Source organism: Limnohabitans sp. WS1, assembly GCF_003063265.1.
Taxonomy (GTDB): domain Bacteria; phylum Pseudomonadota; class Gammaproteobacteria; order Burkholderiales; family Burkholderiaceae_C; genus Limnohabitans_A.
The window spans coordinates 171,343-194,664 of the sequence record NZ_NERU01000001.1 but is presented as its reverse complement, the minus strand read 5'-3'; the positions used below and the strand labels follow the sequence as shown (position 1 = coordinate 194,664).

Here is a 23,322-nt window from a genome sequence, read left to right as displayed (position 1 = left end):
GGTCAGAAAGAAAAGTCCTTGAACACCTCGGGCATTTCACCCTGCATGGCCTGCGCCTCTTGTGCCTCGTACCTGGTTTTGTCCCACAGCTCAAAGTGATGACCCATACCCAAGAGCATGCTGTCCCGGCTAATCCCAGCAGCCTGGCGCAACTCGGGGGAGATCAGCACACGTCCAGTGCCGTCCATCTCGACATCCATGGCATTGCCCAAAAAAATCCGCTTCCACCATTGCGCAGACATGGGCAATTGGGCAATGCGTTCGCGAAACTTCTCCCACTCGGGTCTGGGAAACAACATCAAGCAACCATGGGGGTGCTTGGTGATGGTCAATTGGCCTTGCGCAGTGGCGCTCAAGACGTCACGGTGCCGGGTCGGCACAGACAACCGCCCTTTGGCATCCAGACTCAGCGATGAAGCCCCTTGAAACACTGCAAAGACCCTTTTTTCAGTCACAAACGGCAACGTCGGGCACTTTTACCCACTTAATTGCACTTTTTTGCACTGTATCAGGAAACCGCCGATTCCGGAATGGTATAGATCGATTTTTTTCAATGAAATCAACAGCTTAGCCGCGATTTTAAAACCATGAAGTTGATAAATTTCTTTGTAAATTAGAGACTTAGCAGAGTCACTGAAAGTAACCTCTCAACTAATAAAAAATCAAAAAACACAAGCCAAAAAGGTTTTTAAGTTATTGGCAAAAATACAACTTATGAATCTTTAAATGTAAAAAAACCCCTAGAAGGGGTTTTTGGTTTTAAGCTGGAAAACAACTTAATCGCCAAACATTTTTTGCTTGAGCTCTCGCCGCTGTTGAGCCTCTAGCGACAAAGTGGCCGTTGGCCTGGCCAACAAGCGCCCCACGCCAATGGATTCTCCGGTTTCGTCGCAAAAACCGTAATCTCCGGCATCGATGCGGACAATGGATTGCTCGATTTTTTTGAGCAACTTGCGCTCGCGATCCCGGGTGCGCAGCTCAAGGGCATGCTCTTCTTCAATGGTGGCACGGTCTGCAGGATCGGGCACCACCACAGTGTCTTCTCGCAAATGCTCGGTGGTTTGCCCCGCACTGTTGAGGATGTCTTGTTTGAGACGCGTCAACTTGAGTCTGAAAAACGCCATCTGCGTGTCGTTCATGTACTCATCGTCCGACATGGCCAGAATTTCGGCATCGGTCAACTCCTCAGCCTTCTTTGTTTTCCAGTTGTTGGCCAGTTTGGGGTCTTTCTTGACAGGCACATAAGTGACCGCGGGTGCAGGTGACGATGTGCTGGGCAAAAAGCTCGATTTGGCAGCTGTTGAGGCCACGGCGGGTGGCAAAGAAGGCACAGTGATTTGTGCCAAACGTGCAGAAGGCCGGGTGGCGCGTACCAATTGATCGGGGGCGGCCACGGCGGCTGCTTCCACAGCTTCCGAGGATGTGTTGGTGGTTTCCACTGATGAGACGTTCATAGATTTCGCTGGAGATGCTGCTGCAACTTCTTTTTTGGCAGACGTTGCTTTGACGGTCTTGGCCGTCACAGGGGGAGTCGCTGGGGTTGGAGAAACCGGCTGCTGGGCAGCAGGACTTGCTGCCTTGACTTTGACCGGCACGGTTTTCTTGGCCGCCGTCACAGGAGGTGTGGACGCAGGTGGGGCCGCGGCATTGGCGTTAGCCTTTTGGGCAGACGCCACTTTTTTGGCAGGTGTTTTGGGGGAGTCGGACTGAGAGACCTGCACATTCGGAGCAGATTCTTTGCCCTTGGCTTGAGCCTTTGTCGCCGCCTTCTCTGCCGATGGATCGGTTTTTGTTGATTTCGAGGTCTTCACGTCTTGTCTCCTAGCCGTGTAAAAAGGCATTTTGATCACGACGTACCAAGAGGCAAGTCGTGAACAAATCATGTTCTCCCAAACCCTTGTTATAGACCTTGTGGGGCTTAGCAACGCCGCCAAAAGGCAGTGCCGTAGGCGGGCGATTGTAGCGACAAGAAGCTAAGAAATATGACAGGTCACGGATTAATGGCAAGTTCGTGCAAAAAGCCCGACCAGGCAAACAATCCTCGATCCCCTTACACCAAAGATTGCTCCAGGCCCTGCAACAAAATATCTTTGGGTAAATCAATGCCAATGAACACCATTTTGCTCATTTTCACCTCGCCCTCAGCCCACATTGGGCCCAGATCGCTGCCCATGAGCTGGTGCACACCCTGGAAAATGACTTTGCGTTCAGTACCACGCATATTGAGCACACCTTTGTAACGCAGCATGCGTGGCCCATAAATGTTGACAATGGCACCCAGAAAGTCTTCAAGCTTGGCCGGATCAAAGGCGCGTTCCGACCTGAACACAAAACTCTTCACATCGTCATCGTGATGATGGTGGTGTCCGTGACCCTGGCTGTGTTCGTGGTCATGTGAAGGGTGATCACAGTGCTCTGTGTGGACGTGGTCATCGTGTTGATGAGAAGGATGATCGCAATGCTCAGTGTGTACATGGTCATGACCGTCTTCGCTGAGAAAATCAGGGTCGATGTCCAGCTTGGCGTTCAGATTGAAGCCTTTGAGGTCAAACACTTCCTTCAAGGCCACTTCGCCAAAGTGAACCACTTTTTGCGGCGCACGCGGGTTCATGTGTTTGAGGCGGTGCTGCAAGGCATCCAACTCTTGGGGGGACACCAAGTCGGCCTTGCTGATGAAAATCTGGTCGGCAAAACCCACCTGACGGCGAGCTTCCTGGCGGTCATTGAGTTGCTGGGCCGCATGCTTGGCATCGACCAGCGTCAGAATCGAATCCAATAAAAAAGTCTCTGCGATCTCATCGTCCATGAAAAACGTCTGTGCCACTGGGCCTGGGTCGGCCAAACCTGTGGTCTCGATGACGATGCGCTCAAAGCTGAGCAAACCTTTGCGGCGCTTGGCGGCCAACAGTTGCAGCGTGGCACGCAGGTCTTCCCGAATGGTGCAGCAAATGCAACCGTTGCTCATCTGAATGATTTGCTCTTCGGTCTCGGACACCAGGATGTCGTTGTCGATGTTTTCTTCACCAAACTCGTTTTCGATGACGGCAATCTTCTGGCCATGGGCTTCGGTGAGCACACGCTTGAGCAGCGTCGTTTTGCCCGAGCCCAAAAAGCCAGTCAGGATGGTCGCAGGAATCAAGGCCATGAAATGCTCCACAAAAAAGTCAACAACAAGAGTTGGGGAGTGTAGCGACCATTACAAGGCGAATGCGCGTCAGGGGACTTGCACTGACCTGCACATGCGGACTCGCTCAAATGGCTCCTTGAAGCCGTCCATTCAGGGCTCTATTGGCGTTTGGCTCGGGGATGCGCCGCATCGTAGACTTGGGCCAAGTGTTGAAAATCCAACCGTGTATACACCTGCGTGCTGCTGATGCTGGCGTGACCCAAAAGTTCTTGCACAGCACGCAGATCACCGCTGGACTGCAATAAATGGCTGGCAAACGAGTGGCGCAGCATGTGCGGATGCACCGGCGTGGACAAACCCGCCAACTGGCTGCGTCGCTTGAGGCGCTGCTCGACCGAGCGGACAGTCAAACGCGTGCCATGTCGCCCCGGGAAAAGTGCCAGTGCTGCGGACGAGGCACCCGGCATGGGCTGCATCAACATCCCAGGAATCTGATTGCGCAAAGGCAACCAATGCGCCAAGGCTTGCAAAGCTGCCTGACCCAAGGGCACGCTGCGGCGCTTGCCCCCTTTGCCGTGCACTTGAACCTCTGCTTGGGGCACATCGATCCAGCCGCGTCCAGCGCGAGCCGCCTCGGTGCTGGGCACAACGTCCAAACCCGTCAACTCAGACACACGCAAACCACTGCCATACAGCAGCTCCACCATGGCCGCATCGCGCGCTTCAAGCCAGGGATCGTCATCGTGTTCCAAGTGCTCGGCCAGTTGCACGGCTTCATCGACCCCCAGAGCTTTGGGCAAAGGCTTGCCCCCCCGGGGTGCACGCACATCCACCACCGGGTTATGGGTCATCAGACCCTCCCGTCCCAACCAAACGTAAAAACCACGCCAAGCGGACAAAATGAGTGCCAGGCCCCGCCCGCTGCGACCAGCGCTGTGCATGTGCGCCACCCAGCGGCGGACATGCCCAGTCTGCACCTGCAGCAAAGTCAGCTTTGCCGCTTGGGCCAAGTCGAGCAAACGCATCAGGTCCAGACGGTACAAGGTGCAGGTGCGTTCAGCCAGACGTTTTTCAAAACGCACATGCTCCAGATAGCGCTGTACCAAGGGATCCATCAAGGGGCCAGCGCTGTGCACCTCTAAATCGCTCACCCCAGGCCTTGCCCCCCGTGGCAACGAGACGTCCCCCCCCTGACACGGCGTGTCGGGCTCAGGCGCTTGGGGCACAGGCTTGACCACAAAAAACTCTCAGGTTTTGCTGCGCAACATGGACAAAGCGGCACCGGCCAGCTCAGCCAAGCGCTCCAGCAAATCGGTGCCCATCTGGCTGTTGAAGCGCTGCGGATCGGGCGAGGCCAAGACCAGCAAACCAAATGAGGCCTGTCCAGGAGCCGATCGCAAGGCCAGCAGTGCCAACGAAGCCGCCTGTGCCGGCTCGGCCAGCCACTGCACGGCTTCAAAACCGGTGTTGGGGCCTAAATAAGGACTGTCCAGGGAAGAGGCCAAATCTTGTGTGGCATCCGTCACACCTTGGGCAAAATCCGACCGCGCATGGGTCGCATCCAATGACCACAAGCGCAAAGCCACTTGGGGAACCTGAAACAACTCACGGATATTGTCCACGGTCGATTCGGCCAGCTGCTCTGGTGGCGTGACGAGCAACTCACATGACCAGCGGTGCAACTTGTCAGTCAACACCATGTTTTCGTTGCTGTGACGGATCATGTCCATGATCCGATGCTCCAAGACCTTGATCTTGTCACGCAGCATCTGCGCCTGGCGTTCTTGCAGGCTCACGGCACGGTGGCTTTGCGGGTGCGTCAGTTGCACAGCAGCGAGCAAAGAAGCATGTCGCTCAAAAAAGTCTGGCGTGTTGACCAGGTAGTTGGCGATGTCGTCCTCGGTGATCGGGCTCATGGGCTCGGGCTTGTTCATGTCTTATTCCAGATACTCAAAGGGTGTCAGGCACGTCGATGCTGCCCTCAAAAACAGAGGTGGCCGGGCCGGTCATCAGCACCGGGCTGTCAGCCTGCCCAGCCCACTCGATGGTGAGCACCCCGCCGTGGGTCTGCACATCGACACGGCTGTCCAGCCAGCCCTGACGAATGCCGGCCACCACCGCCGCACAAGCGCCCGTGCCGCAGGCCAGGGTCTCGCCCGCGCCGCGCTCAAACACCCGCAGCTTAATTTGACTGCGCGAGACGATCTGCATGAAGCCCGCATTCACGCGTTTGGGGAAAGCCGGGTGGTTTTCAATCAAGGGGCCCTGGGCCAGCACCGGGAAAGTGTCCACGTTGTCCACGCGCTGCACCGCGTGCGGGTTGCCCATGGACACCACACCCACGCGTGCGATGCCCAAATCCCCCAAGGCCAAATCGAACACCGGCCAGCCATTGACCTGGTCGCTGATGAGGCCCATGGGGTTGAAGGGCACACGCTCCCAGTCGAACACCGGCGCGCCCATGTCCACCGTGACACGGCCATCGGGGTTCATGCGCAGCTCGATTTCGCCTTGCTGCACCTTCACGCGCACCGTGCTTTTGTCGGTCAGGCCTTTGTCGCGCACATAACGCACAAAGCAGCGGGCACCATTGCCGCAATGCTCCACCTCGCCGCCGTCGGCGTTGTGGATCACGTATTCAAAGTCCAGCCCCGGTGCGGGTGAAGGCCGCACGGTCAGAATTTGGTCGGCCCCCACGCCAAAGTGGCGGTCGGCCAAAAAGCGGTATTGGGCCGTGGTGAGGCCCAGGCGGGCTTGCGTCTCGTCGAGCACGACAAAATCGTTGCCGGCCCCTTGCATCTTGGTAAAGCGGATGTGCATGGCCGCGATTATCGCCCGGGGACGGGGCATCAGCCCCTGATAATGGGGCATGGCACGCACATCCCAACTCCTCTACCCCCAACGCGAACCCGCCCCTTTGCGCCCCGCAGCGACCGTGCTGCTTTTGCGCGACGGCCCCGGCGGGCTCGAAGTCCTGATGACCCGCCGCTCCATGACGGCCAGCTTCGCGCCCGGTGCCTATGTGTTCCCGGGCGGGGGCATTGACGCGGCCGACGCCCAAGCGCACAGCCTGGCCACGCGCCGAGACAAACAAAGCGACTTGCACCTGACGCAAGCGATTGCCGCCATCCGCGAAAGCTTTGAAGAGCTGGGCATCTTGTTCGCCCGCCATGCCGCTGGACGCTGGGCAGACAACAAGGACATCGCGCAGATCAACCGCAAAGCCCCCTTTGCCGCCCAATGCCAGTCCCAAGGCCTGACACTGGCCGCCGACCAGGTGTTCGTGCTGGCCCACTGGATCACCGACCGCGACCTGCCGCGCCGCTTTGACGTGCCCTTTTTGGTCGCCCGCATGCCCGAAGGCCAAACCCCGGTGGCCGACGAATCCGAGCAGTTCGAGCCCGTCTGGGTGCGCCCACAAGATGCGCTGGACCGCCATGCAGCCGGCCAGTTCTTCATCATCTTTCCGACCATCCGCACACTCGACCGCCTCAAAGCATTTGCCAACGTGGATGCGGTCCTGCAAGCCTGCGCCGTCAACGACGAGCCGCTGTGGACCAGTTGCCCACGCGCGGGTTGGCTGGCGGGCAACGAAGCGCGTTACATGGAACATGAAGCCCCCTTTGGCGAGCTGGCCCTGGTCACGCCCGACGGGCAAATCCACCACCACCTGGACTGGCAGACCGACCAACCTGTCCCGTTGCTGAAGAACGTGCAGCGCCTCACGGCCCCCAACCCCGGCGTGATGACCGGCCCCGGCACCAACAGTTATTTGGTGGGTGACCCGGACACCGGCTACATCGCCATCGACCCCGGCCCGGCCGACGACGAGCACCTTCAGCGCCTGTGGCGTGCCGCAGGCGGGCAGATCAAAGCCATTGTCTGCACCCACTCACACCCGGACCACTCCCCCGGCGCAGCCCCCTTGCAGGCGCTGTGCACCCACAAGCCACCCATCCTGGGCCTGGCCTCCAAGCCCACGGCCCGCGCCAACAGCCGCTTCACCCCCGAGCGCGAGCTGGCCGATGGCGAAAAACTGGTGCTGCAAGGCATTGGCGTCCAAGGTGAAATCACCCACACCCTGCGGGTGGTGCACACCCCCGGTCACGCGGCCAACCACCTGTGCCTGGTGCTGGAAGAAGACGGCCTGCTGTTTTCGGGCGACCATGTGCTCAACGGCAGCACCACCGTGATCGACCCGCCGGACGGCCACATGGGCAACTATTTGGATTCACTCGACAAACTGGCTGCAGCCTGCGAGACCGGTGGCATCGAATTCATCTTGCCCGCACACGGCCATGTGCTGGGTTTTGCCCACCAGGCCATCACGCACCTGAAAGCGCACCGCCTCAAGCGCGAGGCCAAAATCGCCGCCGCCATGCAGGCCCTGCCCCAGGGCAGCTTGCAGGAATGGGTGGAAAAAGCCTACGACGATGTGCCGCCGCGCCTGTGGCCCGTGGCGGCCCGTTCGCTGCAAGCGCATGTGGACCACATCCGCGAACAAGCCCTGTCTTGATTCGCTTTGAGTATTTTTGAAAGCATCGATGATTTCCTCTGAAGAAGGCATCCGCCTGGCCAAACGCGTGGCCGCCGAGCAAAACTGTTCGCGCCGCGAAGCCGAAGCCCTGATCGTGGCCGGCGGCGTGCAAGTGGCGGGCAAAGTGGTCACCGACCCGGCCCGGCGCGTGCGCCCCGAGCAGGCTGTTCAGGTCAACCGTTTGGTTTCCATGGCGGCGCTGGCCCCCATGACTTTGGTGCTGTTCAAACCCGCGCACCGGGTGGCCAACCTGGCCTGGCTGCAAGACACCGTGGGCCTCAAAGCCCCCCAGCCCGGCATTTGGGGGCCTGAGCGCTTGTCCAAAATGCAAATGCCCCTGCCTCTGGCCAAACCGGCCAGCGGGCTGTGCATCTTCACGGACGACGTGGCTGTGCTGCGCCACCTGGAAGACCGCCGCAGTCCCATGGAACAAGAATGGATGGCCACCGTGGGCGGCGAAGTGCCAGAGGGTCTGATCAAGGCCCTGAACGGCCCGGGCATCCGCGCCAGCATCAACCGCCAAACCGAGCAACTCACGGTGCTGCGCATCGCGGGCAAAGACATCGACGGACTGGACCTGGGGCGCTGGCTCGACGAGCAATGCCCTTTGCAGGACCTGCGCCGCCAGCGGGTAGGGCGCTTGGGTGTGGCACCGCTTGAAGTGGGTCAGTGGCGACAACTCGAAGGCTATGAACGCTTCTGATGGATTTCCGACAAAAACGCACAGGATTTACCCTTGAAAAGAAACGGGCAATCCCCATTTGTGTCAAGAGTCTGAGAAAATTACCATTCAGTCACATTAGCGAAGATCGCAAACCGTGACCGGGTCAATGCCCATGAGGGCTTGTCCAACGTACTAAGGAGCACACCATGCGTTTGAGCACTAAGAGCCGATTTGCCGTCACCGCGATGATCGACGTTGCACTGCGCGAAGACCGCGGCCCTGTTTCCCTGGCCGCCATCAGCGTGCGCCACCAAATTTCGCTGTCCTACCTGGAACAGTTGTTCAGCAAACTGCGCCAACAAGGCTTGGTCGAAAGCACCCGCGGCCCAGGCGGCGGCTACTCGCTGTCGCGCAACGCCGAAAAAATCACCATGGCCGACATCGTGGGCGCAGTCGATGCGCCCTCTGACGAAGAAGTGGCCGCTGAAGGCGGCTGGATGAACAGTGACCTGTGGGCCAGCCTGAATGAAAAAATGCTGACCCACCTGCAGTCCATCAGCTTGCGCCAATTGGTGGCGGAGCAACGCACCAAAGGCGTGACAGTGGAGCCAGCACCGGCACCATCGGTCAAACGCGGCGTGTTTGCCAAGCCCAAAAGTACGCTGAAAATCACCGCGCCCAACTCGGTCTTTGCTCTGGCGGGCAGTTTGATGCCGTCTCGCGGCTGATGGGCTCTTGGCCACTCACAAAAAAACCCGCTTCGGCGGGTTTTTTTGTGGTCTGAAAAAAGTGTGAAGCTCGCCGATAAGCCGGATTCTGTGCACGGGGTTTCCCCCATGTGACCACCATTACTCTGGGCCGCCGGTCACCCGGACGGCTCGATGCTACCTACCCGCACACTCCGGGGGCCCCGTCAACGTGTGCCTACTTGGTATTGCTGCGCGTAGAGATTGCCCGTTTCACCCGAACTGAATCGGCTCGTCTCTGTTGCTCTGATCCTCACCTTAGGGCCTGCCACTGGCGTGGCCGACTTGTCGGTGGACAGCCGTTAGCTGCTACGCTGCCCTGTGCAGTCCGGACGTTCCTCCAGTGCTCTGTTTCCAGAATTGCACCAGCGGTGGCCTGGCGAGCTTCACCCCTCGATTATCAGTCCTGTCCGTGCAGGAATAACGATATGACCCAATTGTCGAAGCTGTTTTCTAACTTTGCATCAAAATACCCAGACCACGATCCCCACACTAAGACCCACCATGACATTTGACAACGTTCTGCAAACCATCGGTAACACGCCCCACATCCGCATCAACAAGCTGTTCGGCAACAGCCACAAGGTGTATGTGAAGAACGAGCGTGCCAATCCGGGCGGCTCCATCAAGGACCGGATTGCATTGGCCATGATCGAAGACGCAGAGCGCAGCGGCGTGCTGCAGCCCGGCGCAACCATCATTGAGCCGACCTCGGGCAACACCGGTGTTGGCTTGGCGCTGGTTGCAGCCGTCAAAGGCTACAAGCTGATTTTGGTCATGCCTGACAGCATGTCCATTGAGCGCCGTCGCCTCATGCTGGCCTATGGTGCCAGCTTTGACCTGACCCCTCGCGAAAAAGGCATGAAGGGTGCCATCGCCCGCGCCGAAGAGCTCAAGGCCCAGACCCCTGGCGCCTGGATTCCCCAGCAGTTTGAAAACCCCAGCAACATCGATGTGCATGTGCGCACCACGGCCCTCGAAATCGCCAACGACTTCCCCGGCGGCGTCGACTACATCATCACCGGGGTGGGAACTGGCGGACACCTGAGCGGTGTGGCACAGGTGCTCAAAGCCCAATGGCCGCAGCTGAAAGTATTTGCCGTGGAGCCCTCTGCGTCACCGGTGATCAGCGGTGGCTCACCCTCCCCACACCCCATTCAGGGCATTGGCGCAGGCTTTATCCCCAAAAACCTGAAAACCGACTTGCTCGATGGCGTGATTCAAGTCGAAGCCGAAGCAGCCCGCGAGTACGGCCGCCGCAGCGCACGCGAGGAAGGCTTGTTGGTGGGCATCTCCAGCGGCGCCACGTTGGCTGCCATTGCCCAGAAGCTGCCTGAAATTCCAGCAGGCAGCACCGTCTTGGGCTTCAACTACGACACCGGCGAGCGCTACCTCTCCGTCGAAGGCTATTTGCCCGCTTGAGGCGCGCTGCGGCCGCGGCTTACCTCAGCAAGAAGTTGCCGTGGCCTGCGTTCAGGGCGGTGACCGCTGAGGCTGTTTCGTCTTTCAGCGCCACCCCGGACAGCTGGCGCTGTCGCGCCTGAGCCAGCAAAAAGTGCAGTTTGTGGGCGGCTTCGTCATACGACAGCCCAGCAGGTCGCACATTCGAGATGCAATTGCGGCTCGCATCCGTGAGCCCCACACGAGGCATCCACGTCAGGTACAGACCCATGCTGTCCGGCGAGCTCAATCCGGGGCGCTCCCCGATCAACACCACCACGGTTTTGGCGCCCAGCGCCTGCCCGATTTCATCACCGATGGCGACACGGGCTTGGCGCACCACGCACAAGGGCGCGACCTGCCAACGCTCTCCCGCCATGCGCTGATGCAAAGCGGCAAGGAACGGCGCAGCGTTTTGCTCAATGGCCCAAGCCGACAGTCCGTCGGCGATCACCAACGCGAGGTCAAACGGTCGCGCCTCCAAGGTCCCTTCAGAAGGCGCCAACAGCTCACGCGACGCCATGTCCAGCCGACGCCCCAGATCGGGACGCTGCAAATAATGGTTCCGATCGGTCGCAGCACTGTGCAGTTGAAGCACCGCACCCGGCAGACCAGGCCACGCAGCGCTGAGCTGCTCTGACAAGGCAGGGCCATTCAAGTCGCGGTGCACGGCATCTCGGGCCTGAGCGTGGGCGAATTGAAATGCAAGGTGCGCATTTGTAGGCAAGCTCACGCCTGAACGCCCCAAGGCGATGCGGGCATCGGTGAATTGGCGCAACGCCACCCACGGGTTGGCGGTGACGGGCAAGGGTTTGTCAGACATGCACCACCTCAGGCCAAGGGCAACAAAGCTTGCTCGAACGCGGCTGGCATCCCAGGGGGCAGCACCAAGTTGGCACCTTGGCCTTGGAAAATATTCATGCGCTGCAGCCAAGCCTCGAACTCTGGTGCGGGCCGCAAGCCCAACACCTTGCGGGCATACAGGGCGTCGTGGAAAGACGTCGTCTGATAGTTCAGCATGATGTCATCCGAGCCGGGAACACCCATCACGAAGTTGCAACCCGCCGCCCCCAGCAAGGTGAGCAACACATCCATATCGTTTTGGTCGGCCTCTGCGTGGTTGGTGTAACAAACATCACAGCCCATGGGCAAACCCAGCAGCTTGGCGCAAAAGTGGTCCTCCAACCCGGCGCGAATGATCTGCTTGCCATCAAACAAATACTCAGGGCCGATGAAGCCCACCACCGTGTTCACCAACAAGGGCTTGAAAGCGCGTGCCACGGCATAGGCGCGTGTCTCGCAGGTTTGCTGGTCCATGCCTTGGTGGGCGTTGGCAGACAGTGCGCTGCCCTGCCCGGTTTCGAAATACATCACGTTGTCACCCACCACCCCCCGGTTCAGCGAGAGGGCCGCGCTGCGGGCCTCGGCCAAAAGCGCCAGGTTCAAACCAAAGCTGCGGTTGGTGGCCTCGGTACCACCTATCGACTGGAACACCAGATCCACAGGCGCACCACGCTCAATGGCCTGGATGGTGTTGGTCACATGGGTGAGCACGCAGCTCTGGGTGGGGATCTCGTAGTGCGCAATGACATCCGCCATCATGTGCACCAACTTCATCACTTGCGCCACGTTGTCGGTGGCGGGGTTGATACCGATGACGGCATCCCCGCTGCCGTACAGCAAACCATCCAACAAGCTGGCGGCGATACCCGTGGCATCGTCCGTGGGGTGATTGGGCTGCAAGCGCGTCGCCATGCGGCCAGGCAAGCCGATGGTGTTGCGAAATGCAGTGATCACTTGGCATTTCTTGGCCACCAAAATCAAATCCTGGTTGCGCATGAGCTTGCTCACAGCCGCTGCCATCTCGGGGGTGATACCGGGTGCCAAAGCGCTCAGCGCCTCGGTGTCTGCCGCATCGCTGAGCAGCCAGTTGCGAAAGTCGCCCACCGTGAGGTGACTCACCACCGCAAATGCTTCAACATTGTGGGTGTCCAAAATGAGACGGGTCACTTCGTCCGACTCGTAGGGCACCAAAGCCTCTGTCAGGAAGGTGCGCAAGGGCAATTCCGCCAAGGCCATCTGGGCGGCAGCCCGCTCCTGCGCCGTGTGTGCTGCGACGCCGGCCAGCAAGTCTCCGGAGCGCAAAGGCGTCGCCTTGGCCATGAGGTCTTTGAGGTCCCGAAAACCATAGACATGGCTTGCGACGGTGTGCTGGTAGGGGTGTCTTGGCACGTCAGTGAATGGGTCAAGTGGCAGGTCACAAAAAACCAGGGTTTAGTGGGCTGTGGGGGCGCTCACGCCCTTGGGCATGGCGTCCGCACGTTGTTGTTTGGTCATCTTAAAGTAACCATAGCCCAAGACCATAAAGCCCAGAAACACACCAAAGATCAAAGGGTTGTAAAAGATCATGGTGGCCATGCAGACCAGCGCACAGAACAGCGCAAACGCTGGAAAGAAGGGGTAGAACGGCGCACGGAAAGGGCGGACCATGGAGGGTTCTGACTGGCGCAGTTTAAAAAGGCTGAGCATGCTCAAGATGTACATCAGGATGGCACCGAACACCGACATGGTGACAATGTTTGCGGTCAGGGACTGGCCACCGATGGTGATGAAAGAATCGCTGTAAATGGCCACAATGCCAACGAAGCCGCCGGCCAGTATGGCTCGGTGCGGGGTCTTGAAGCGGGGATGCACCTTGGCAAAGTAAGAAGGCAAGAATGCCTCGCGGGACAAGGCGTAGATCTGGCGCGAATAGCCCATGATGATGCCGTGGAACGACGCCACCAGACCGAACAGGCCCAGCCACACCAAAATGTGCAGCCAGCCGCTGTTTTCACCCACGATGAATTTCATGGCCTGGGGCAAGGGGTCGTTGATGTTGGAAAGTTGGGTCCAGTCGCCGGTACCACCTGCAAACACCATCACACCCACAGCCAAGAACACCAGGGTCAGGATGCCGGTGATGTAGGCGATCGGTATGGAGCGCTTGGGGTCTTTGGCTTCTTCTGCGGCCATGGCAACGCCCTCTATCGCCAGGAAAAACCAGATGGCAAACGGAATGGCAGCAAACATGCCGGGAACTGCGGCCCAGCTGAAGTCGTCCTGGCCAGACCACCCGCCCTTGGTGAAGTTGGCCATGGAAAAGCCGGGAGACACCACGCCCATGAACACCAGCAACTCAAGGACGGCAATGACGGTGATGAACAACTCGAAAGTGGCAGCAATCTGAACACCGACGATGTTGAGCGTCATGAACACCAGATAGGCACCCAGTGCTGCCAACTTGGGGTCCAGCGAGGGGAACTGCACGTTCAGATAAGCCCCCATTGCCAAGGCAATGGCAGGCGGGGCGAACACAAACTCCACAAGCGTGGCCGCACCGGCCAAATAGCCGCCGGAGGGGCCGAAGGCACGCTTGGCATAGGCGAAAGGACCACCGGCATGGGGAATGGCCGTGCTCAGCTCGGTAAAACTGAAGATGAAGGTGGTGTACATCGCCGCAATGAACAGGGTGGTGACCAGAAATCCCAAGGTGCCAGCCGATGCCCAACCGTAACTCCAGCCGAAGTATTCGCCAGAAATGACCAGCCCGACGGCGATGCCCCACAGCTGCAAGGTGCCTAGCACCGGCTTGAGCGCATGGGCACCCGATTTGGCTTGTGAACTTGACATGTGGTTTCTCCAGCATGGGTGAAGACAGTGCACCTGCGCACTGCGGTATGGGGGTTGCGGGCGGTGAATGCAGGCGCTCGCTTGGAAAGCTGTCTACCAAATCGGCAAATCTGCATTGAGCAGCTTCACAGTGAAATTGCATTGTTCTGCATTTTGCACACCTTGATGACCCGCCCATGAATACGTCGACAACCGTGACCCACGGACCACAGGGACCACAGGGACCGCAAACGCTTCGGCTACAGCCCGTCCAAGACCCGGCAGCACGCACCACGCTGAAGCAGCACGTAAAATCGTGGCCTTGCTTGATAACCACGAGCCGCCATGATCCGCATCACCGAACTCAAACTCCCCCTGTCTGCCCTGCCCGTGGAAGTGCGCCGCGCCAGCGACGCACCTTCTGAAACCGAAGCCGACCGAGCCCCCGTGGCCCACCCGATGGAAGCGCTGAGGCGACTGTGCGCACAGGCACTGGGCATTGACACCACGGCCATCTCGAGCCTGCATGTGTTCAAGCGAAGCTTCGATGCCCGCAAGGCCGAGTTGCTGGCGGTTTACATCGTTGACCTCACGCTGGCAGAGGCCGCTTTGGAAGCCGGATTGCTGACCCGCCATGCAGGCCACCCGCACATCGGCCCCACCCCCGACATGGCCTACCGCATGGTGACCCAAGCCCCGGCCGGTTTGCAAGAGCGCCCGGTTGTGGTGGGTTTCGGCCCCTGTGGCATTTTTGCTGCCCTGGTGCTGGCGCAAATGGGCTTCAAACCCATCGTGCTGGAACGCGGCAAACCCGTGCGTGAACGCACCAAAGACACCTGGGGCCTGTGGCGCAAAAAAACACTCAACCCCGAAAGCAATGTGCAGTTTGGCGAAGGCGGCGCAGGCACCTTTTCTGACGGCAAGCTCTACAGCCAAATCAAGGACCCGCGCCATCTGGGCCGCAAGGTGATGGATGAATTCGTCAAGGCCGGTGCGCCTGCCGACATCTTGTACGCCGCACACCCCCACATTGGCACCTTCAAACTGGTCAAGGTGGTCGAACACATCCGCGAGCAAATCATCGCCCTGGGCGGTGAAATCCGTTTTGAACAACGCGTCAGCGATGTGCTGCTCTCGACCGCAGAGGAAGGTCATCAGCTCACGGGTTTGCAGGTGCTGGACGCCAAAACCGGCCAAAGCTACACCTTGCCCACGCGTCACGCGGTGCTGGCCCTGGGCCACAGCTCGCGTGACACCTTTGTCATGTTGCACCGCCGAGGCGTGGCCATGCAGGCCAAGGCGTTTTCGATTGGTGTGCGCATCGAACACCCCCAAAGCGTGATTGACCAAGCCCGTTGGGGACGTCACGCGGGCCACCCCCTGCTGGGCGCGGCCGACTACAAACTGGTGCACCACGCCCAAAACGGCCGCGCTGTTTACAGCTTTTGCATGTGCCCCGGCGGCACCGTGGTGGCGGCCACCAGTGAACCGGGTCGCGTGGTCACCAACGGCATGAGCCAGTACTCGCGCAACGAACGCAATGCCAACGCGGGCATGGTGGTTGGCATCGATCCGCCCGACTACCCCCTGGACACCGCCGCCTGGCAAGCCGCCTTTGGCGACATCGACGGGGCACAACTGGCACTGGAGGCCCAGGCTTGGGCCACCCAGCCCACACCCCAAGCACACCCACTGGCTGGCATCGCACTGCAACGCCAGCTGGAAACCCGCGCCTTTGAAGTGGGCGGTGGCAACTACGAAGCGCCCGGTCAGCTGGTGGGCGACTTTTTGGCACAGCGCCCCTCCACCACCTGGGGCAGCGTGCAACCGTCTTACAAACCCGGTGTGAAACTGGTCGATTTGGCCGATGTATTGCCCGACTACGCCGTGTCTGCCATGCGTGAAGCACTGCCCGTGTTTGGCCGAAAAATCAAAGGCTACGACATGGCCGACGCCGTGATGACCGGGGTGGAAACACGCACCTCCTCGCCATTGCGCATACCACGGGGCGACGATTTTCAAAGCCTGAACACCCGGGGCATTTACCCCGCAGGCGAGGGTGCCAGTTATGCCGGCGGCATCTTGTCAGCAGGCGTGGATGGCATCAAAGTGGCCGAAGCCCTGGCCACCCACATCCTGGCCGGGGCCTGAGCGGGCACGGCAGCCTGCCCCTTGGCTGGTGGCCATGGGCCGACACGCCCAAATTTGCGGGTCACACCGACACCATCAAATTGCGAATGGCATAGCGCGTCAGGTCGGCCACTTTGTGCAAACCCACCTTGCGCATGATGTTGCGGCGATGCACCTCGACGGTGCTGGGAGCAATGAGCAAATTGCGGGCAATTTCCTTGGACGAGTAGCCGTCCGCGATCAAACGCAAGACCTGCTCTTCACGTCCACCCAATTGTTTGCGAGCCGTGCCATCACCCGCTTTGGACTTGCGCACACACGCCACCATCTCGGTGGCAGCGGCCTGACACAAATACACCCGCCCGGCAGCGGCCGCACGAATGGCCGACATCAACTCGTCCATGCTGCTGGTGGTGGACACATAGCCCTTGGCCCCCGCATCGAGAATTTCCAAAATCGAGTTGCGGTCTGAATCTCCCGAAAACGCCACCATGTTCTTGACGGGCAAATGCAAGGACAGTCGGTGCATCAAGTTCAAATCTTGATGGCCATTGGCATGCATGCCAATCAAAATCACATCCGGTTCAACCTCGCTGCACAACACCTGCGTTCGCTCATCGGTGTCTGCCATGCCCACCAAATTCATGTCATGGTGCGTTCGCAGCACTGCTGCAATCCCCTCCGAGACGACTTTGTGCCTTGATGACAATAAAACGCGAATGGTCATGGTTAAATCCTTCGAACAGTGAGCAAAAGTCATGCAAACACGGCCTTGCTGAGGCTGCGGGGCAACCCAAAGTTGCGCCATGCTGATACTCACTTTATGCGCTCTACTGGTTTTCATTTGTTCGATGAAACACATTTACATCAAACCTTTGTCCTGCATGAGCCGCTGCAAAGACATGCGCCCCGGACAATTGAGCTTTTGGTAAATGTGGTGCAGGTGCAGCTTGGCCGTTCCCTCGCTGATGAACAACTTGCTGGCGATTTTTTTATTGGGCCAGCCTTCCGTCACCATGCGGGCCACGGTCAATTCGCGGGGCGTCAAGGTGGTCGGGGTTTGAAGCTTGGCTTTTTGTTGTTCCAACAACAAGGACATGGCTTTCATGGACAGTTCACGGTCTAACCACTTTTGACCTTGGTACACCGCCTTGATGCACACCGTCAAAATTTGCTTGGATTTGTCTTTTGAAACCAGGCCGGGCACCCCCATGTCGATGACCCGCATGACCTCTCCAATGCTCGCACCCGTGAACACCACCGGATGCGTGGACGATTCAAGCGCATTCAACTCTTCGATCAAGGCAATGCCGCTTCTTTTGGACAAGGACAAATCCATCACCAAAATGGCGGGCTTGAATTGGTGCACCGCGCGCAAAGCATCGTCACCGTTGCTCACGCAGGCTTTGACGGAAAAATCAGGCGAAGCGTTGAACGCATCGGACAAGCCATCGAGCATGACCGGGTGTGGGTCGGCCAAAACCAAATCAATGCACATGTGCGTGTCCTTTGAGGTGCAAAACCAAGCGATCACATCTCATCCAAAACGGTTCAGACATGCGCTGTTTTCTAGCTATACACCTTATCGCCCAACGGTATTCGATTGAATTCCCTGAAACGGTGAGTCCCTACTTTCAAACCAGTAAGGCGCCCGCCTTGCCCCACATCAACGCACACCCAATGACTTGGCCAAGCCCATGCCCCATCGCTGCCTGTGTGCGCAAGCCCACCAACAAGCCTGGCTGTGGCGCTTAAATTGTGTGGCCAAGCATTTCACTCGCGCCAGAACACCATGAAAAACCTGACACCACATCACCACACCCCCTTGCCGACACCCCAAGCCAAGGCCAGACCCAAGCCCCTGACCCCTTTGGAAAATTTGGCGCTCACGCGTGCACTCATGGCCCAGGGCTTGCGCGAGCCGGTCAGCTTGATGCTGTTGAAACGTTTGTGGAACCTGTCCAAGGCTTGAGCCCCCGTTTTGGCGTCGTTTTGCGCGGACAATAAGCCATGCACGACGATGAAACGCCCCCTGACAAGCTGCCCGCACCGGCTCCCCAAAGCACGCAAGTGCGCAACCCCCTGCACGGCTTGACCCTGGAAACCCTTGTGAACCGCTTGGCCGACCATTACGGCTGGGATGACTTGGGCAAGCGCATCCCGATTCGCTGCTTCACGCACGACCCCAGCGTCGGATCGAGCTTGAAGTTTCTGCGCAAAACCCCTTGGGCACGCGAGAAAGTGGAAAGTCTTTACCTGTTCATGCTGCGCGACCAAAAGCGCCAAGATCGACAGTACCCCTTGTAAGCCGTGATCCGCAGACCTCAAGCGGTCAAACTGGAGGCCAGCAGCGTGCCCCTGCATTTTTTGGCACCACAAAAGCACGGGTAAGCCGCTTTGAGTTCATCGGTCAAAGGTTCATCGCTGACCAGTCCGTAATCAAAACTCAGCTCTTCACCCCGAAAAATCGGCCGCCGGGCCTTGATGAAAATTCTGCCCTTGACCTGATCCGGCACGCAATTGGGCTGGCAAGAATGGTTGATCCATCGCGAATCGTTGCCACCATGCAAGCCGTCAATCACCCGCCGATCATCGATGTGGAAATAAAAAGTGTGGTGCGGATCATTCGGGTCGTGCGGGTGACGCCGCAAAGCTTCTTGCAGATCAACGATTTCACCCACGTATTCCACAATGGTCTCGCCTGGTGCAAACGTGTCCAAGGCAAAAACACCCAGCCCATGGACTTCAGAGCGCCGCGTCTCGATGCGCGGCTGGCGCACACCACGCGCGGCCACCGTGCCTCTCATGCAGCCCCCATGAAGGTCAACATCAGACGGGCCATGCGCGGACCATCGTGTGCACCCGGCAAGTTGGCCAATGTCGCTTGATACAGGGCCTCGCCATGTGCCTGGCGTCGCTTGCCGAGCAAAAAAGCGCTGTATTCCGGCTCAAATTCAGGGTGAGCTTGTATGCACAACACCTGCTGCCCGATGGCGTAAGCGGCTATGGGGCAATGGGCATTGCTGGCCAGCAAGCGGGCACCTGTCGGCAACGCCAGCACCTGGTCCTGGTGACTGGCCAGCAAACTCACCTGCTCGGGCTGGTCACTGAAAAGACCGGGTTCGTGCCATGTGTAGGTGGTGCGGCCCAGGCCCCAGCCTTGCGCTGCACGCGCCACCTTGGCCCCCAGGCAATGCGCCACCAGCTGGTGCCCAAAACACACCCCGATGAGCTTTTTTTGTTGCGCCAACAAGTCAGACACATGCCCCTGCAAGGCCACGACCCAAGGCTCTGACGAAAACGCATCGGCGCGGCTGCCCGTCAACAACACGGCCTCGTAGGGTGCAAAAGAAGCTGGGTATTGGCCATGCCGCGCACTGAACACGTCCACCTCCCCCTCAAAGCCCACGCCGCGCAACAAGCGTTCAAACATGGCGGCATAACTGCCCCAAATGGGGGCGGCGGCGGGGTCCAACACATCGTTGTCCAAGATGCACAGTTTCATGGCGGGGTTCATTTCTTCACTTGGAAAGCCAGGAGCGCAACGCTGCAAGCGGCATTTTTGGGGGTGGCAGGAATTTTCTCACGAAGTTTTTAAGCCACCGCGACAGCCCAGCCGGATTGAGTCTGCTTTAATTTGCCTGAACAAGGGCAATGCCAACAGCGCACAAAGGTGAATCCATATGCCATGCATCATGAACTGGGAAGAATGGGCCCAACACGACGCGGTCGGCCTGGCCGAGCGTGTCCAGCGTGGCGAGCTGACCCCTACCGAGCTGGCCAGCCAAACGGCCGAAGCCATTGCACGGGTTAACCCACAGCTGAGCGCCGTGGTCGAGGTGTTTGAAGACTTGGTGACCGAGCCCACCCGAGACGGCATGAACCCCCAAGGCCCTTTCGCAGGCGTGCCCTACCTGATGAAAGACTTGGGGCCCACGCTCAAAGGCCGATTGCAAGAAATGGGCTCACGCTTGATGCGTGGCAACCGGGCCACGGCTGACAGCTACCTGGCCGGGCGCATCAAGCAGGCCGGGCTCAACGTGATCGGCCGCACCACCACGCCCGAATTTGGCGTGTGCAGCTCGGCCGAAAACCCGGCCGTGTACGTGACACGCAACCCCTGGAATTTGGCCTACACCACCTGCGGCTCGTCGGCGGGCACGGCCGCTGCAGTGGCGGCGGGCGTGCTGCCCTTGTCACATGCCACCGACGGCGGCGGCTCGATCCGCATCCCGGCCGGCTTCAACGGCAACATTGGCCTCAAGGCCTCGCGCGGCGTGTTCTCGATCGCACCCGCCGCCTCCGACCTCACAGGCCTGGTGTCCACCCAAGGCTGCCACAGCCGCACTGTGCGCGACACCGCTGCCTTTGTGGACCATTGCCGTGGCGGCGCACCCGGCGAGTTCATGCCCTACTGGTCGCCAGCCGAGCCCTACAGCACACTCATCGAGCGCGATCCGGGGCGACTGCGCATCGCCTTGTCGCACGAGTGGGGCCACTACCGCGCCGTGCCCCACTTTGCGGCTGAACTCGAACGCGTGGGCCGCTTCTTGGAGAGTCTGGGCCATCACGTTGAATGGGCACTGCCCCAAGTGGACCTGGAAGCCGCGTTTGCCGCGCAGACCACCTGCTACATCAGCAACTTTGCGCAGACCATCACCAACCTGATCAAGCCCTTGGGGCTGGAACGCCCCCCGGCCGATTTGGTGGAGCCGATCAACATCAAAATCTGGGAAGAAGGCCTCAAAACCAGCTACGCCGAACGTGCCCGCATGCAGGCCGTGTTCAACACCACCTCGCGCGGCTTTGGCGAGTTTTTTGAGCAATGGGACATCATCCTCACCCCCATCACCGCGCTGCCCACGCCCCTGCTGGGCACCACCGAATACCTGACGATCAGCGACAACCCCTCGGTGTACGACTGGTTTGAAAACCTCTGGCAAAACTTCGCCTACACCCCACTGTCCAACCTGTGCGGCATCCCCGGCATCTCACTGCCCATGGCCTCACAAGACAATGGCCTGCCTCTGGGCATCCAGGCTCAAGCCGCCCAAGCCAAAGACGGTTTGCTGCTGCAACTGGCTGCGCAGATTGAGCGGGCGCTGGGGGGAAAGTGGAACGATGGGCGGCGGCCGGGGGTGCATGTGGCACAGATCACTCCACGGTCACCGACTTCGCCAAATTCCTAGGCTTGTCAACATCCGTCCCCCGCGCACAAGCCGTGTGATAACTCAGCAACTGCAGCGGCACCACATGCAGGATGGGTGAGAGGACGCCGTAATGTTCAGGCATGCGAATCACGTTGACGCCTTCGCTGCTTTCGATCTTCGTGTCACCGTCGGCCAGCACATAAAGCACACCGCCGCGGGCACGCACTTCCTGCATATTGCTTTTCAGCTTTTCGAGCAACTGGTCGTTGGGGGCCACCGTCACCACCGGCATGGCGCTGGTCACCAGGGCCAGCGGGCCGTGTTTGAGTTCGCCTGCGGCATAGGCTTCGGCGTGGATGTAGGTGATTTCTTTGAGCTTGAGCGCGCCTTCGAGGGCGATGGGGTAGTGCGTGCCGCGACCCAGGAACAGCGCGTTTTCCTTGCTGGCAAATTCTTCGGCCCAGCTGATGATTTGCGGCTCCAGCGCCAGCACAGCTTGCAGTGCGGCAGGCAGGTGGCGCATGGCCTTGATGTGCCCGGCTTCTTCTTCGTCGCTGAGGCGCCCTTTGGTCTGTGCCAGCGCCAGCGTGAGCAAGAACAAGCCTGCCAGCTGCGTAGTGAAGGCCTTGGTCGATGCCACACCGATCTCGGCCCCGGCACGGGTCACATAAGCGTGTTTGCATTCACGCACCATGGCGCTGGTGGACACGTTGCAAATGGTCAGCGTGTGTGTCATGCCCAGGCTTTGCGCGTGGCGCAGCGCGGCCAGGGTGTCGGCGGTCTCGCCGCTTTGGGTGATGGTGACGATGAGGGTGTTGGGGTTGGGCACCGATTCGCGGTAGCGGTATTCGCTGGCGATCTCGACTTGACAGGGCACTTTGGCAATGGCTTCGATCCAGTACTTGGCCACACAGCCGCTGTAGTAGCTGGTGCCGCAAGCCAATATCAACACATTGTCGATGGCCTTGAAGGTGCTGTAAGCGCCGTCGCCGAACAGCTCGGGCGTGATGCCCTCCACGCCTTCGAGCGTGTCGGCAATCGCACGCGGCTGCTCGAAGATTTCTTTTTGCATGTAGTGGCGGTAGGGCCCGAGTTCAGCCGCGCCGCTGTGGGCGTGCACAGTTTTCACGGCGCGGGTCACGGCCTTGTGCTCACGGTCCACCACCCAGTATTTGCCCAGCTGGATGTCGACCACGTCGCCCTCTTCCAAGTACACGATCTGGTCGGTCACGCCCGCCAGGGCCATCGCGTCGCTGGCCAAAAAGGTTTCGCCCTGGCCCACGCCCAAAATCAGCGGAGAACCTGCGCGAGCACCGATGACCCGCTGCGGTTCGTCTTTGTGGAACACGGCAATCGCGTATGCGCCATGCAGCTGGCGGATGGCGGTTTTGACGGCTTCAAAAATGTCGCCGTCGTAAACGCTGTCCACCAAGTGGGCAATGACTTCGGTGTCGGTCTGGCTGCTGAAGACATAGCCCTTGGCCTGCAGGGCGGCGCGCAGTTCTTCGTGGTTTTCGATGATGCCGTTGTGCACCAGCGCGACCTTGCCGGGTTTGGCGTCCGCCGCGCCTGTGCCGTGGCTGAAGTGCGGGTGCGCGTTGTGCACAGCGGGCGCACCGTGTGTGGCCCAACGGGTGTGGGCAATGCCGGTGCCGCCTTCGATGTGGACGGCGGTGACTTGGTCCATCAGCTCGGCCACACGCGATGTGCTGCGGGCGCGCTGCAGACCACCCGTGCCGCCGTTCAAGCTGGCCGCGTGCACGGCCACGCCGCAGGAGTCATAGCCCCGGTATTCGAGCCGTTGCAGGCCTTGCACGAGGATGGGAACGATGTTGCGGGAAGAAACGGCGCCGACGATGCCACACATGTTGAAGCTC

General features: G+C 59.6%; 22 protein-coding genes and 1 other RNA gene. 8 read left to right on the top strand and 15 right to left on the bottom strand.

Annotated elements, in window-relative coordinates; genetic code table 11:
* Positions 1-2 precede the first annotated feature (2 nt).
* The 6 genes from mraZ to dapF form a co-directional block, all read right to left on the bottom strand.
* Positions 3-431 (bottom strand): division/cell wall cluster transcriptional repressor MraZ, encoded by a 429-nt coding sequence (gene mraZ, locus B9Z48_RS00885; protein WP_108376863.1) that lies wholly within the window; start codon positions 429-431, stop codon positions 3-5.
* Between the two features lie 345 nt (positions 432-776).
* Positions 777-1,523 (bottom strand): RNA polymerase-binding protein DksA, encoded by a 747-nt coding sequence (gene dksA, locus B9Z48_RS00880; protein ID WP_228769097.1) that lies wholly within the window; start codon positions 1,521-1,523, stop codon positions 777-779.
* 527 nt (positions 1,524-2,050) lie between these two features.
* Positions 2,051-3,145, bottom strand: coding sequence for a GTP-binding protein (locus B9Z48_RS00870; RefSeq protein WP_108376862.1), 1,095 nt, complete (start codon positions 3,143-3,145; stop codon positions 2,051-2,053).
* A 140-nt stretch (positions 3,146-3,285) separates the two neighbouring features.
* The gene (locus B9Z48_RS00865) at positions 3,286-4,242 is read right to left on the bottom strand and encodes a tyrosine-type recombinase/integrase (RefSeq protein WP_108376861.1); all 957 of its coding nucleotides are present in this window, start codon (positions 4,240-4,242) and stop codon (positions 3,286-3,288) included.
* A gap of 132 nt (positions 4,243-4,374) precedes the next feature.
* Positions 4,375-5,061 (bottom strand): DUF484 family protein, encoded by a 687-nt coding sequence (locus B9Z48_RS00860; RefSeq protein ID WP_089953265.1) that lies wholly within the window; start codon positions 5,059-5,061, stop codon positions 4,375-4,377.
* 16 nt (positions 5,062-5,077) lie between these two features.
* On the bottom strand, positions 5,078-5,947 hold the full coding sequence (dapF, locus tag B9Z48_RS00855; RefSeq protein ID WP_108376860.1) for a diaminopimelate epimerase: 870 nt from the start codon (positions 5,945-5,947) through the stop codon (positions 5,078-5,080).
* A 49-nt stretch (positions 5,948-5,996) separates the two neighbouring features.
* Here dapF and B9Z48_RS00850 point away from each other — a divergent pair, with 49 nt between their 5' ends.
* The 3 genes from B9Z48_RS00850 to B9Z48_RS00840 all read left to right on the top strand — a co-directional run bounded on the left by B9Z48_RS00850 (position 5,997) and on the right by B9Z48_RS00840 (position 9,056).
* A complete protein-coding gene (locus B9Z48_RS00850; protein WP_108376859.1) occupies positions 5,997-7,643 on the top strand; it encodes an MBL fold metallo-hydrolase in 1,647 nt (548 codons plus the stop codon).
* Positions 7,644-7,671: 28 nt separating this feature from the next.
* Positions 7,672-8,367: a S4 domain-containing protein gene (locus B9Z48_RS00845; protein ID WP_108376858.1), complete on the top strand. Its 696-nt coding sequence runs from the start codon at positions 7,672-7,674 to the stop codon at positions 8,365-8,367.
* Between the two features lie 167 nt (positions 8,368-8,534).
* Complete coding sequence (locus B9Z48_RS00840; RefSeq protein WP_089953274.1) at positions 8,535-9,056, top strand: Rrf2 family transcriptional regulator; 522 nt, start codon at positions 8,535-8,537, stop codon at positions 9,054-9,056.
* A 61-nt stretch (positions 9,057-9,117) separates the two neighbouring features.
* On the opposite strand, the gene rnpB is transcribed toward B9Z48_RS00840, so the two are convergent.
* An RNA gene (gene rnpB / locus B9Z48_RS00835) (RNase P RNA component class A) lies at positions 9,118-9,462 on the bottom strand.
* Positions 9,463-9,578: 116 nt separating this feature from the next.
* On the opposite strand from rnpB, the gene cysK reads away from it, so the two are divergent.
* Positions 9,579-10,496 carry a cysteine synthase A gene (gene cysK, locus B9Z48_RS00830; RefSeq protein ID WP_089953702.1) on the top strand — a complete coding sequence of 306 codons (918 nt, stop codon included), beginning with the start codon at positions 9,579-9,581 and terminating at the stop codon, positions 10,494-10,496.
* A 19-nt stretch (positions 10,497-10,515) separates the two neighbouring features.
* On the opposite strand, the gene eutC is transcribed toward cysK, so the two are convergent.
* The 3 genes from eutC to eat are packed head-to-tail and all read right to left on the bottom strand — an operon-like array spanning position 10,516 to position 14,186.
* The gene (gene eutC / locus B9Z48_RS00825) at positions 10,516-11,337 is read right to left on the bottom strand and encodes an ethanolamine ammonia-lyase subunit EutC (protein WP_108376857.1); all 822 of its coding nucleotides are present in this window, start codon (positions 11,335-11,337) and stop codon (positions 10,516-10,518) included.
* A gap of 8 nt (positions 11,338-11,345) precedes the next feature.
* Entirely contained in the window at positions 11,346-12,746 is a 1,401-nt protein-coding gene (locus B9Z48_RS00820) for an ethanolamine ammonia-lyase subunit EutB (RefSeq protein WP_108376856.1), read from the bottom strand.
* A gap of 42 nt (positions 12,747-12,788) precedes the next feature.
* On the bottom strand, positions 12,789-14,186 hold the full coding sequence (gene eat / locus B9Z48_RS00815; RefSeq protein ID WP_108376855.1) for an ethanolamine permease: 1,398 nt from the start codon (positions 14,184-14,186) through the stop codon (positions 12,789-12,791).
* A 324-nt stretch (positions 14,187-14,510) separates the two neighbouring features.
* Here eat and B9Z48_RS00810 point away from each other — a divergent pair, with 324 nt between their 5' ends.
* A complete protein-coding gene (locus tag B9Z48_RS00810) occupies positions 14,511-16,316 on the top strand; it encodes an NAD(P)/FAD-dependent oxidoreductase (protein WP_108376854.1) in 1,806 nt (601 codons plus the stop codon).
* A gap of 61 nt (positions 16,317-16,377) precedes the next feature.
* Here the strand turns inward: B9Z48_RS00810 and B9Z48_RS00805 are convergent, their stop codons facing one another.
* Positions 16,378-17,022: a response regulator transcription factor gene (locus B9Z48_RS00805; protein ID WP_089953284.1), complete on the bottom strand. Its 645-nt coding sequence runs from the start codon at positions 17,020-17,022 to the stop codon at positions 16,378-16,380.
* A 135-nt stretch (positions 17,023-17,157) separates the two neighbouring features.
* A complete protein-coding gene (locus tag B9Z48_RS00800; RefSeq protein WP_089953285.1) occupies positions 17,158-17,793 on the bottom strand; it encodes a response regulator transcription factor in 636 nt (211 codons plus the stop codon).
* Positions 17,794-18,087: 294 nt separating this feature from the next.
* On the opposite strand from B9Z48_RS00800, the gene B9Z48_RS00795 reads away from it, so the two are divergent.
* Positions 18,088-18,267, top strand: coding sequence for a hypothetical protein (locus tag B9Z48_RS00795; RefSeq protein ID WP_089953287.1), 180 nt, complete (start codon positions 18,088-18,090; stop codon positions 18,265-18,267).
* 38 nt (positions 18,268-18,305) lie between these two features.
* Positions 18,306-18,602, top strand: a complete 297-nt coding sequence (locus B9Z48_RS00790) for a VF530 family DNA-binding protein (protein ID WP_089953290.1) — start codon at positions 18,306-18,308, stop codon at positions 18,600-18,602.
* A 17-nt stretch (positions 18,603-18,619) separates the two neighbouring features.
* Here B9Z48_RS00790 and B9Z48_RS00785 read toward each other — a convergent pair whose 3' ends face one another.
* Together B9Z48_RS00785 and B9Z48_RS00780 are read right to left on the bottom strand one after the other, a co-directional pair.
* Positions 18,620-19,102: an SET domain-containing protein gene (locus B9Z48_RS00785; RefSeq protein ID WP_108376853.1), complete on the bottom strand. Its 483-nt coding sequence runs from the start codon at positions 19,100-19,102 to the stop codon at positions 18,620-18,622.
* Positions 19,099-19,812, bottom strand: a complete 714-nt coding sequence (locus tag B9Z48_RS00780; protein ID WP_233260973.1) for an amidotransferase — start codon at positions 19,810-19,812, stop codon at positions 19,099-19,101. The genes B9Z48_RS00785 and B9Z48_RS00780 overlap by 4 nt, the downstream gene beginning before the upstream one ends.
* 166 nt (positions 19,813-19,978) lie before the next feature.
* Between B9Z48_RS00780 and B9Z48_RS00775 the strand changes: the two genes are divergently transcribed.
* Positions 19,979-21,484 (top strand): amidase, encoded by a 1,506-nt coding sequence (locus B9Z48_RS00775; protein ID WP_108376852.1) that lies wholly within the window; start codon positions 19,979-19,981, stop codon positions 21,482-21,484.
* On the opposite strand, the gene glmS is transcribed toward B9Z48_RS00775, so the two are convergent.
* Positions 21,450-23,312: a glutamine--fructose-6-phosphate transaminase (isomerizing) gene (gene glmS / locus B9Z48_RS00770; RefSeq protein WP_108376851.1), complete on the bottom strand. Its 1,863-nt coding sequence runs from the start codon at positions 23,310-23,312 to the stop codon at positions 21,450-21,452. The two genes, B9Z48_RS00775 and glmS, sit on opposite strands and share 35 nt — an antisense overlap.
* Between the last annotated feature and the right edge of the window lie 10 nt (positions 23,313-23,322).

Coding starts and splice junctions, on each gene's coding strand:
- B9Z48_RS00865 (WP_108376861.1), bottom strand. CDS start 4,242: ATGGATCCCTTGGTACAGCGCTATCTGGAGCATGTGCGTTTTGAAAAA.
- B9Z48_RS00840 (WP_089953274.1), top strand. CDS start 8,535: ATGCGTTTGAGCACTAAGAGCCGATTTGCCGTCACCGCGATGATCGAC.
- B9Z48_RS00780 (WP_233260973.1), bottom strand. CDS start 19,812: ATGAACCCCGCCATGAAACTGTGCATCTTGGACAACGATGTGTTGGAC.
- dapF (WP_108376860.1), bottom strand. CDS start 5,947: ATGCACATCCGCTTTACCAAGATGCAAGGGGCCGGCAACGATTTTGTC.
- B9Z48_RS00805 (WP_089953284.1), bottom strand. CDS start 17,022: ATGACCATTCGCGTTTTATTGTCATCAAGGCACAAAGTCGTCTCGGAG.
- B9Z48_RS00845 (WP_108376858.1), top strand. CDS start 7,672: ATGATTTCCTCTGAAGAAGGCATCCGCCTGGCCAAACGCGTGGCCGCC.
- B9Z48_RS00775 (WP_108376852.1), top strand. CDS start 19,979: ATGCCATGCATCATGAACTGGGAAGAATGGGCCCAACACGACGCGGTC.
- B9Z48_RS00870 (WP_108376862.1), bottom strand. CDS start 3,145: ATGGCCTTGATTCCTGCGACCATCCTGACTGGCTTTTTGGGCTCGGGC.
- eat (WP_108376855.1), bottom strand. CDS start 14,186: ATGTCAAGTTCACAAGCCAAATCGGGTGCCCATGCGCTCAAGCCGGTG.
- glmS (WP_108376851.1), bottom strand. CDS start 23,312: ATGTGTGGCATCGTCGGCGCCGTTTCTTCCCGCAACATCGTTCCCATC.
- B9Z48_RS00850 (WP_108376859.1), top strand. CDS start 5,997: ATGGCACGCACATCCCAACTCCTCTACCCCCAACGCGAACCCGCCCCT.
- B9Z48_RS00795 (WP_089953287.1), top strand. CDS start 18,088: ATGAAAAACCTGACACCACATCACCACACCCCCTTGCCGACACCCCAA.
- B9Z48_RS00785 (WP_108376853.1), bottom strand. CDS start 19,102: ATGAGAGGCACGGTGGCCGCGCGTGGTGTGCGCCAGCCGCGCATCGAG.
- B9Z48_RS00790 (WP_089953290.1), top strand. CDS start 18,306: ATGCACGACGATGAAACGCCCCCTGACAAGCTGCCCGCACCGGCTCCC.
- B9Z48_RS00810 (WP_108376854.1), top strand. CDS start 14,511: ATGATCCGCATCACCGAACTCAAACTCCCCCTGTCTGCCCTGCCCGTG.
- eutC (WP_108376857.1), bottom strand. CDS start 11,337: ATGTCTGACAAACCCTTGCCCGTCACCGCCAACCCGTGGGTGGCGTTG.
- cysK (WP_089953702.1), top strand. CDS start 9,579: ATGACATTTGACAACGTTCTGCAAACCATCGGTAACACGCCCCACATC.
- B9Z48_RS00860 (WP_089953265.1), bottom strand. CDS start 5,061: ATGAACAAGCCCGAGCCCATGAGCCCGATCACCGAGGACGACATCGCC.
- B9Z48_RS00800 (WP_089953285.1), bottom strand. CDS start 17,793: ATGTGCATTGATTTGGTTTTGGCCGACCCACACCCGGTCATGCTCGAT.